We start from the raw sequence: 8,948 nt of genomic DNA, 5'->3' as shown, positions 1-8,948 counted from the left end.
GGCGTCGCGCGGCAGACGGGAATTGTCAGACAGGACCTAGACCGCTCCCGGCCGGCCTCACGTCCGCCAGGGGGCCTTCCGTACCTGGCGGTCGAGCCTGCGCCGGCGACGGCCCGTCACGCGGTCGGCGTAGACCGTGCCGGCCAGATGGTCGCACTCGTGCTGGAGGCAGCGGGCGAAGAACCCGGTGCCGTCGACGGTGACCGGCTCCCCCGTCATCGTGACGCCCTCGACCACCGCGTGGTCGTACCGCTCCGTGCCCGCCTCCAGGCCCGGCAGCGACAGACAGCCCTCCGGGCCCAGGAACTCCAGCCCGTCGGCGGTCACCAGGTGGGGGTTGACCACATGGCCCAGGTGGCGGACCTCGTCGTCGTCCGGGCAGTCGTACACGAACACCCGCAGGTTCACGCCGATCTGGTTGGCGGCCAGGCCCACGCCCTCGTGGGCGTACATGGTGGCGAACAAGTCCGCCACGAGCGCCTCGAGTTCCGGGCCGAAGTCGGTGACGTCCCCGCAGGGTGCGTGCAGCACGGGGTCGCCGAGGAGGGTGAGGGGCCGGACGCGCCCGTGGGCACCCGGTATCGAGCGGTGTCGCATGGCGGCAAGGGTACGGTTCGTTCGGCCCGCGCCGAGCGCGCGAGGGCGGGCCGGGCGGACCGGGATTCGGGTGTGCGAACGGTTCTCGATAGGCTGAGGCCCCCACCACGCTGCCGGATGGCCCCAGGCGCGGCGCGTACGCAAGGAGGATCGAGGACTGATGGCAGGCAACTCGGACCCGCTCTCGCCGCGGGCCAAGCTGGCCGTGACCGCGGGCAAGGCGGTCGCGGCGGCATCGCGCGCCGCGGGACGCGGCAGCGGGTCGGTGATCGGCGGAAAGGTCGCCCTGCGGCTCGACCCCGACCTGCTCGCCCGGCTCGCCACCCACCTGGACGTGGTCCTGGTGTCGGCGACCAACGGCAAGACCACCACCACCCGGCTGATCGCGGAGGCCCTGCGCGCCGCCGGTCCGGTGGTGTCCAACGCGCTCGGCGCCAACATGCCGGCCGGTATCACCTCCGCCCTCGCGGGCGGCTCGGACGCCAAGTTCGGTGTCATCGAGGTCGACGAGAAGTACCTGGCCGGCGTGGCACGTGACACCAGCCCCAAGTGCATCGCGCTGCTGAACCTCTCCCGCGACCAGCTGGACCGCGCGGCCGAGACCCGGATGCTCGCGGAGAACTGGCGCGAGGGCCTGTCCGGCTCCAAGGCCGTCGTCGTCGCCAACTGCGACGACCCGCTGGTGGTGTGGGCGGCCTCGTCCTCCCCGAACGTGGTCTGGGTCGCGGCCGGCCAGATGTGGAAGGACGACGCCTGGTCGTGCCCGTCCTGCGGCGGTGTGATGCAGCGCCCCGGTGACGACTGGTTCTGCGGCGAGTGCGGCTTCCGCCGCCCGACGCCGACCTGGGCGCTCTCCGGCGACCACGTCCTCGACCCGCACGGCTCCGCCTGGCCGATCCACCTCCAGCTGCCGGGCCGCGCCAACAAGGCGAACGCGGCCAGCTCGGCCGCGGTCGCCGCCGTGTTCGGCGTACCGCCGCAGGTGGCGCTGGAGCGGATGTACCAGGTGCAGGCGGTCGCCGGACGCTACGACGTGGTCCAGTTCCAGAACCGCGACCTGCGTCTGCTGCTGGCGAAGAACCCGGCCGGCTGGCTGGAGACCTTCTCCCTGATCGACCCGCCGCCCACCCCGGTGATCCTCTCCGTGAACGCGCGCGGGGCGGACGGCACCGACACCTCCTGGCTGTGGGACGTGGACTACACCCGGCTCACCGGCCACCCGATCTTCGTCATCGGTGACCGGAAGCTGGACCTCGCCGTCCGTCTGGAAGTGGCGAACCAGCACTTCCAGGTGTGCGAGAACCTCGACGAGGCCGTGGCCGCGGCCCCGCCGGGCCGTATCGAGGTCATCGCCAACTACACCGCGTTCCAGGACCTGCGCCGCCGCGTCGGCAACTGAGCCAGAAGGGCGAACACCTCCCCATGAGCGACAACCAACTGCGGCTGGTGTGGATCTATCCCGACCTGCTGAGCACCTACGGCGACCAGGGCAACGCCCTCGTCGTGGAGCGCCGGGCGCGTCAGCGCGGCCTGGACGTGGCCCGTCTCGACGTGCGCAGCGACCAGCCGATCCCGACCTCGGGCGACATCTACCTGATCGGCGGCGGTGAGGACCGCCCGCAGCGGCTGGCGGCCGAGCGGCTGCGCCGCGACGGGCACCTCCAGCGTGCGGTGGAGAACGGCGCGATCGTGTTCTCCGTGTGCGCCGGTTACCAGATCCTCGGCCACGAGTTCATCAACGACCTCGGCCAGCGCGAGCCGGGCCTCGGCCTGCTCGACGTGATGTCGACGCGCGGCGAGGGCGAGCGGTGCGTGGGCGATGTGCTCGGCGACATCGACCCGCGCCTCGGTCTGCCTCCGCTGACCGGGTTCGAGAACCACCAGGGCGTCACCCATCTGGGCCCGACCGCCCGCGCTTTCGCACAGGTCACCATGGGCCGGGGCAACGGCACCGGCGACGGCACCGAGGGCGCGTACAACGGCACCGTGTTCGGCACGTACATGCACGGCCCCGTGCTGGCGCGTAACCCGCAGATCGCGGACCTGCTGCTGAAGCTGGCGCTGGACGTGAACGCGCTGCCGCCGATCGACGACCGCTGGTACGAGGCGCTGCGCGACGAGCGCATCGCGGCGGCGCAGCAGCCGGCCTGATCACCGCGTACCACCGCATATCAGTACACCCGTCAGGCGGGCCCGTGAGCTTTCGCGGGCCCGCCTGACGCGTCGTCCGCTCACCTGTGCGGGTGCGTCCAGCAGGCGGACGCCCGCTGGGTGAGGGGCCCCTGCCGCCGGTAGTGTGGCCGGGAACCCGCCGGACAACGTGGTCCGGCCTCCCGGCCCACGTCGAGAAGGTAATTCGGGCTATGCGCATTGGTGTCCTCACCTCCGGCGGCGACTGCCCCGGCCTGAACGCCGTCATCCGGTCGGTCGTGCACCGAGCCGTCGCCGACCACGGCGACGAGGTCATCGGCTTCCGCGACGGCTGGAAGGGCCTGCTGGAGTGCGACTACTTGAAGCTCGACCTGGACGCCGTCAGCGGCATCCTGGCGCGCGGCGGCACGATCCTCGGCTCCTCACGCGTCCGTCCGGAGCATCTGCGCGGCGGGGTGGAGCGGGTCAAGGGCCATGTCGAGGAACTCGGGCTCGACGCGATCATCCCGATCGGCGGTGAGGGCACGCTGAAGGCGGCCCGGCTGCTGTCGGACAGCGGGCTGCCCATCGTGGGCGTGCCCAAGACCATCGACAACGACATCTCGGCGACCGACGTCACCTTCGGCTTCGACACGGCCGTGGGGGTCGCCACCGAGGCGCTGGACCGGCTGAAGACCACCGCCGAGTCCCACCAGCGGGTGCTGATCGTGGAGGTCATGGGCCGCCACACCGGCTGGATAGCGCTGAACTCGGGCACGGCGGCCGGCGCGCACGCCATCGTGGTCCCCGAACGGCCTTTCGACATCGACGAGTTGACCCGCCGCGTCGGTGCCCGGTTCGAGGCGGGCAAGCGGTTCGCCATCGTGGTGGCCGCCGAGGGCGCCAAGCCGCGCGCCGGTTCCATGGAGTTCGACGAGGGCGGCCGGGACATCTACGGCCACGAGCGCTTCGCCGGGATCGCCCGCCAGCTCTCCGTCGAGCTGGAGCAGCGGCTCGGCAAGGAGGCCCGGCCGGTGATCCTCGGGCATGTGCAGCGCGGCGGCACCCCGACGGCGTACGACAGGGTGCTGGCGACCCGCTTCGGCTGGCACGCGGTGGAGGCGGTGCACCGGGAGGAGTTCGGCCGGATGACCGCGCTGCGCGGCACGGACATCGTGATGGTGCCGCTTGCCGAGGCGGTCAGCACCCTGAAGACGGTACCGGCGGAGCGGTACGCCGAGGCGGAGTGCGTGCTGTAGCGGCTCGCGGGGCCGGGCGGACCCCGCTCACGGGCGGGCGCGGGGGCGCCCGTACCCTGAGTGCGGACAGAAACCGCTCAACCGCCACGAACCAGGAGCCGCCGGATGGACCACAGCGGGCACGGCATGATGCCGGATCTGCCGCCGTTCACGCTGGGACGGGGGCTCGTGTGGTCGGCGGACCCCTTCTTCCTGATCGCCTGCCTGGCCGGGCTCGCCCTGTACGGCTGGGGCGTGCTGCGGCTGCGGCGGCGCGGGGACGCGTGGCCCGTCTCGCGCACCCTGTCGTACGTCGTCGGTGTGCTGACCATCGGTCTGGTGATGTGCACCCGGCTGAACGACTACGGCATGGTCATGTTCAGCGTGCACATGGTGCAGCACATGGTGATCAGCATGCTGTCGCCGATCCTGATCCTGCTGGGCGCGCCGGTGACGCTGGCGCTCAGGGCGCTGCCCACGGCGGGGCGCGGCCGCACCGGCCCGCGTGAGCTGCTGCTGGCGCTGCTGCACAGCCGGTACATGCGGTTCATCACGCATCCGGCGTTCACGATCCCGCTGTTCATCGCCAGCCTGTACGCGCTGTACTTCTCGCCGGTCTTCGACTTCCTGATGGGGTCCAAGGCCGGGCACATCGCGATGATGGTGCACTTCCTGGCGGTGGGCGTGGTGTTCTTCTGGCCGATCATCGGCGTCGACCCGGGCCCGCACCGGCCGAACCACCTGATGCGGATGCTGGAGCTGTTCGCGGGCATGCCGTTCCACGCCTTCTTCGGCATCGCGCTGATGATGGCCTCCGAGCCGATGGTGGAGACCTTCAAGAACCCGCCCGCCTCGCTCGGCATCGACGCGCTCTCCGACCAGGGCGCGGCCGGCGGTATCGCGTGGGCGTTCAGCGAGATCCCGTCCGTGCTGGTGCTGATCGCGCTGCTGTTCCAGTGGTACGGCTCCGAGCAGCGGCAGGCCCGCCGCAAGGACCGGGCGGCGGACCGGAACGGCGACCGGGAGCTGGAGGCGTACAACGCCTATCTGGCCTCCCTCAGCGGGCGCGAGGGCTGATCCCGCGCGGATCCGCCCGGCCATCGGAGTGCCGGTGGCGGCGGAACCGGGGCACGATGGTGGTGGACGGACCACGAGGAGGGTGCCGCGATGCCCGGTTCCATGCGAGGTTCCAGCAAGGCGGACGGTTCCACCAGGGCGATGGGGGCGCTGACCGTGGGCGGCCTGGTCGTCGTCACGGCGTACACGGTCGCGCTCGGCGGCAACGGCTGGCTGTGGTTCGGCTGGGTGGTGCTGGGGCTGCTGACGGTGGCGCTGGCGGTCACGCAGAGGTGATTACAGTGGCCGCGTGAACAGCAGGGCCGCGTCCTTCGACGACCTCGACCGCAAGATCATCACCGCGCTGATGGCGAACGCCCGCAGCAGCTTCGCCGAGATCGGCGCCGCCGTCGGGCTGTCCGCCACGGCGGTCAAGCGGCGCGTCGACCGGCTGCGCGAGACCGGGGTGATCACCGGGTTCACCGCGACCGTGAAGCCCTCCGCGCTCGGCTGGCGCACGGAGGCGTACGTCGAGGTCTACTGCGAGGGCGCCGCCCCGCCGCGGCGGCTCGCGGAGGTGGTCAGCAACCATCCGGAGATCACGGCGGCGATGACGGTGACAGGGGGCGCGGACGCGCTGCTGCACGTACGGGCACGCGACGTGGAGCACTTCGAGGAGGTGCTGGAGCGCATCCGCGCCGAGCCCTTCATCCGGAAGACGATCAGCGTGATGGTGCTGTCCCACCTGCTCCCGGAGAGCCCCGAGGCGGGCGCCACTCAGGCCGCTCCCGAGTGATCGGCGGTCAAACCCGCAGAACGCGCAGGTCTCGTGCGTCCCTACCGGCGGATGCGCAGCGATCCTGCGCGATCACGCAGCTTTCGTCGCTTGTCGTGCCTCGGCCGGAGTTTCTACCGTGGTCTCACCCCCGTGAGTAACACACTGGAAAGCGGAGGAAACCCTCTGTGGCCGAAACCCGTGTGCAGCGCCCCCGGCGCTTTCTGGTCTGCGAACCCAGGCACTTCACCGTGCAGTACGCGATCAACCCCTGGATGCGTCCCGACACCCCCGTGGACGTCGACCTCGCCCAGTCCCAGTGGCAGGCGCTGATCGACGCCTACCGCGCCCACGGGCACACCGTGGACGCCGTCGACCCGGTGCCGGGCCTGCCCGACATGGTCTTCGCGGCCAACGCCGCCTTCGTGGTCGGCGGCCGCGTCTTCGGCTCGCTGTTCCACGCCCCGGAGCGCCGCCCGGAATCGCTGCACTACGACTCCTGGTTCAAGACGGCGGGGTACGACGTGTACCGCCCGCTGGCGGTGACCGAGGGCGAGGGCGACCTGGTGTGGACCGGCCGGTACGTGCTGGCCGGCACCGGGTTCCGCACCACCCGCGACGCCCACCGGGAGGCGCAGGAGTTCTTCGGCCACCCGGTGATCACGCTGACCCTGGTGGACCCGTACTTCTACCACCTGGACACGGCGCTGTTCGTGCTGGACGACGACAACATCGCCTACTACCCGGAAGCCTTCTCGGCGGGCAGCCGCGAGGTGCTCCAGCGGCTGTACCCGGACGCGGTGCTCGCCACCCGTGACGACGCGATGGCCTTCGGCCTGAACTCCGTGTCCGACGGCCGGCACGTCTTCATCGCCCCTCAGGCCGAGGTGCTCGCCGAGCGCCTGGCGACGCATGGCTACGACCCCGTGCCCGTCGATCTGTCGGAGCTGCACAAGGCAGGCGGCGGCATCAAGTGCTGCACTCAGGAGATCCGCTCATGACCGCACCCGCGCACGCGCGCACGTCCGCCGACCTGATCCGGGCGGAGGAGCCGGTGCTCGCGCACAACTACCACCCGCTGCCCGTCGTCGTGGCACGGGCCGAGGGCGCCTGGGTGGAGGACGTCGAGGGCCGCCGGTACCTCGACATGCTGGCCGGCTACTCGGCCCTCAACTTCGGCCACCGCCACCCGGCGCTGATCCAGGCCGCGCACGACCAGCTCGACCGGCTGACGCTGACCTCCCGCGCCTTCCACAACGACCGGCTGGCGGGGTTCGCCGAGCGGCTCGCCGCGCTGACCGGCCTGGACATGGTGCTGCCGATGAACACCGGCGCCGAGGCGGTGGAGAGCGGCATCAAGGTGGCCCGCAAGTGGGCGTACGACGTGAAGGGCGTGCCCGACGGGCAGGCCACGATCGTGGTCGCCGCGGACAACTTCCACGGCCGTACGACGACCATCGTCAGCTTCTCCACGGACGAGTCGGCGCGGGCGGGCTTCGGCCCCTTCACACCCGGTTTCAGGATCGTGCCGTACAACGACCTGGCCGCGCTGGAGGAGGCGGTCGACGAGACCACGGCCGCCGTGCTGATCGAGCCCATCCAGGGCGAGGCCGGGGTGATCATCCCGGACGCGGGCTATCTCGCCGGTGTCCGGGAGCTGACCCGGCGCAAGGGGTGCCTGTTCATCGCGGACGAGATCCAGTCCGGGCTCGGCCGCACCGGGCGCACCCTGGCCGTCGAGCACGAGTCGGTCGTGCCGGACGTGCTGCTGCTCGGCAAGGCGCTGGGCGGCGGCATCGTGCCGGTCTCGGCGGTGGTGGCCCGGCGCGAGGTGATGGGCGTACTGGGTCCGGGCGAGCACGGCTCTACCTTCGGCGGCAACCCGCTGGCGGCCGCGGTCGGCACGGCGGTGGTCGAGCTGCTGGAGACGGGTGAGTTCCAGCGCCGGGCCGACGAGCTGGGGCTGGTTCTGCGCGAGGGGCTCCAGGCGTTGGAGGGGCACGGGGTGACCGGGTTCCGGGCGCGGGGTCTGTGGGCGGGTGTGGACGTGGACCCGGCGCTGGGCACCGGCCGGGAGATCAGCGAGCGGCTGATGCGCGAGGGCATCCTGGTCAAGGACACCCACGGCTCCACGATCCGGCTGGCTCCCCCGCTGACGGTGACGGCGGACGAGCTGCGCTCCGCGCTGGGGACGCTGGAGAAGGTGCTGGGGCAGGCCGGCTGAGCGTGTGCGGGCGGGGCCGGGACTTGTTCACGTCCCGGCCCCGCCCGTTTGCTCAGTTCTTGGCGAGCAGGCCCTTCATCTGCTTGATCTCGGCGCTCTGCGCGGCGATCACGTCGTCCGCCATCTTCGTGGCCCCGCTGTCCCGGCCCTTGGCCTTCTCCGTGTGCGCCATCTCCACGGCGCCCTGGTGGTGGACGATCATCAGGGTCAGGAACTTCCTGTCGAAGTCGGCGCCGGTGCTCTTCTTCAGCGCGGTCATGTCGTCGGCGCTCATCGTCCCGGACATGCCCGCCATGCCGCCGTGGCGCGAGTGGTCCATGCCGGCCATCGGGGGCTCCTCACCCCAGGACTTCAGCCAGCCCGTCATGGTGCGGATCTCGGGGTCCTGCGCCTTCTCGATCCGGGCGGCGAGGGCCTTCACCTCGGCGGAGGCGGCGTGGCCGGGGGCGAGCCGGGCCATCTCCACGGCCTGCTGGTGGTGCGGGATCATGCCCTGCGCGAAGGTGACGTCCTCGGCGTTGTGGACGCCGGCCGTGGCCGAGGCCGCCGGGGCGCCGTGGGCTCCGGTGTGCTTCTCCCCGCCGCAGGCGGCGAGGAGGACGACGGCGGAGGCGGTGGCGACGCCGAGCGCGGCGCGGCGGACCGCGTGGGTGGTGGTCATGCTTGGACTCCTGCTGGTGAAAGTGGATCTGGGCACGCGTGGGGACGGCCGCGCCGCACGGGCGCGCGGTCGTGGGTGCCTCTAGATCCGCAGGAGTTGGAGTTCGGCCAGGGAGGGCGGTGCGCGGGCGCCGTCGGGCGCGGTGGCGGTACGGATACGGGGGCCGCCGCACGGTTCTGGCGCGCCGGCCGGGCCCGCGACGGGTTTCGGCAGCTCGGGCCCGCTGCTCACGGCACCGGAGGCGCAGGTCGGGTCGGCGTGGTGGAG

Annotated in this window: 11 protein-coding genes; 8 read left to right on the top strand and 3 right to left on the bottom strand. The window is 71.8% G+C overall.

The window, feature by feature from the left end:
- Positions 1–57 precede the first annotated feature (57 nt).
- Positions 58–597 (bottom strand): peptide deformylase, encoded by a 540-nt coding sequence (def, locus tag GT030_RS12205; RefSeq protein ID WP_161201122.1) that lies wholly within the window; start codon positions 595–597, stop codon positions 58–60.
- A 160-nt stretch (positions 598–757) separates the two neighbouring features.
- On the opposite strand from def, the gene GT030_RS12200 reads away from it, so the two are divergent.
- The 8 genes from GT030_RS12200 to rocD all read left to right on the top strand — a co-directional run bounded on the left by GT030_RS12200 (position 758) and on the right by rocD (position 8,020).
- Complete coding sequence (locus GT030_RS12200; RefSeq protein WP_135791091.1) at positions 758–1,996, top strand: MurT ligase domain-containing protein; 1,239 nt, start codon at positions 758–760, stop codon at positions 1,994–1,996.
- A 23-nt stretch (positions 1,997–2,019) separates the two neighbouring features.
- The gene (locus GT030_RS12195) at positions 2,020–2,748 is read left to right on the top strand and encodes a glutamine amidotransferase (RefSeq protein ID WP_030809066.1); all 729 of its coding nucleotides are present in this window, start codon (positions 2,020–2,022) and stop codon (positions 2,746–2,748) included.
- Positions 2,749–2,960: 212 nt separating this feature from the next.
- A complete protein-coding gene (locus GT030_RS12190; protein WP_135791092.1) occupies positions 2,961–3,986 on the top strand; it encodes a 6-phosphofructokinase in 1,026 nt (341 codons plus the stop codon).
- Between the two features lie 105 nt (positions 3,987–4,091).
- Positions 4,092–5,042: a cytochrome c oxidase assembly protein gene (locus GT030_RS12185; protein WP_161201121.1), complete on the top strand. Its 951-nt coding sequence runs from the start codon at positions 4,092–4,094 to the stop codon at positions 5,040–5,042.
- Between the two features lie 90 nt (positions 5,043–5,132).
- Positions 5,133–5,318, top strand: a complete 186-nt coding sequence (locus GT030_RS35615) for a hypothetical protein (RefSeq protein ID WP_031181883.1) — start codon at positions 5,133–5,135, stop codon at positions 5,316–5,318.
- Between the two features lie 13 nt (positions 5,319–5,331).
- Positions 5,332–5,817, top strand: coding sequence for an Lrp/AsnC family transcriptional regulator (locus GT030_RS12180; protein WP_030809053.1), 486 nt, complete (start codon positions 5,332–5,334; stop codon positions 5,815–5,817).
- A 167-nt stretch (positions 5,818–5,984) separates the two neighbouring features.
- Complete coding sequence (gene ddaH / locus GT030_RS12175) at positions 5,985–6,797, top strand: dimethylargininase (RefSeq protein ID WP_086690898.1); 813 nt, start codon at positions 5,985–5,987, stop codon at positions 6,795–6,797.
- Complete coding sequence (gene rocD, locus GT030_RS12170; protein WP_161201120.1) at positions 6,794–8,020, top strand: ornithine--oxo-acid transaminase; 1,227 nt, start codon at positions 6,794–6,796, stop codon at positions 8,018–8,020. The genes ddaH and rocD overlap by 4 nt, the downstream gene beginning before the upstream one ends.
- A 52-nt stretch (positions 8,021–8,072) precedes the next feature.
- On the opposite strand, the gene GT030_RS12165 is transcribed toward rocD, so the two are convergent.
- Together GT030_RS12165 and GT030_RS12160 are read right to left on the bottom strand one after the other, a co-directional pair.
- A complete protein-coding gene (locus GT030_RS12165; protein ID WP_161201119.1) occupies positions 8,073–8,681 on the bottom strand; it encodes a DUF305 domain-containing protein in 609 nt (202 codons plus the stop codon).
- Between the two features lie 81 nt (positions 8,682–8,762).
- A partial coding sequence (locus GT030_RS12160; RefSeq protein ID WP_237522333.1) for a DUF6153 family protein occupies positions 8,763–8,948 on the bottom strand: 186 nt, incomplete at its 5' end.

It is taken from the genome of Streptomyces sp. SID1328, assembly GCF_009865595.1.
Taxonomy (GTDB): Bacteria; Actinomycetota; Actinomycetes; order Streptomycetales; family Streptomycetaceae; genus Streptomyces; species Streptomyces griseoluteus.
Note: the sequence above shows the minus strand (reverse complement) of the source record. Positions and strands in the feature narration are given on the sequence as shown.

Bases quoted from the DNA above. Each gene is read 5' to 3' on its own strand.
- GT030_RS35615 (WP_031181883.1), top strand. From the start codon at position 5,133: ATGCCCGGTTCCATGCGAGGTTCCAGCAAGGCGGACGGTTCCACCAGG.
- GT030_RS12200 (WP_135791091.1), top strand. From the start codon at position 758: ATGGCAGGCAACTCGGACCCGCTCTCGCCGCGGGCCAAGCTGGCCGTG.
- GT030_RS12185 (WP_161201121.1), top strand. From the start codon at position 4,092: ATGGACCACAGCGGGCACGGCATGATGCCGGATCTGCCGCCGTTCACG.
- GT030_RS12165 (WP_161201119.1), bottom strand. From the start codon at position 8,681: ATGACCACCACCCACGCGGTCCGCCGCGCCGCGCTCGGCGTCGCCACC.
- rocD (WP_161201120.1), top strand. From the start codon at position 6,794: ATGACCGCACCCGCGCACGCGCGCACGTCCGCCGACCTGATCCGGGCG.
- GT030_RS12190 (WP_135791092.1), top strand. From the start codon at position 2,961: ATGCGCATTGGTGTCCTCACCTCCGGCGGCGACTGCCCCGGCCTGAAC.
- GT030_RS12195 (WP_030809066.1), top strand. From the start codon at position 2,020: ATGAGCGACAACCAACTGCGGCTGGTGTGGATCTATCCCGACCTGCTG.
- def (WP_161201122.1), bottom strand. From the start codon at position 597: ATGCGACACCGCTCGATACCGGGTGCCCACGGGCGCGTCCGGCCCCTC.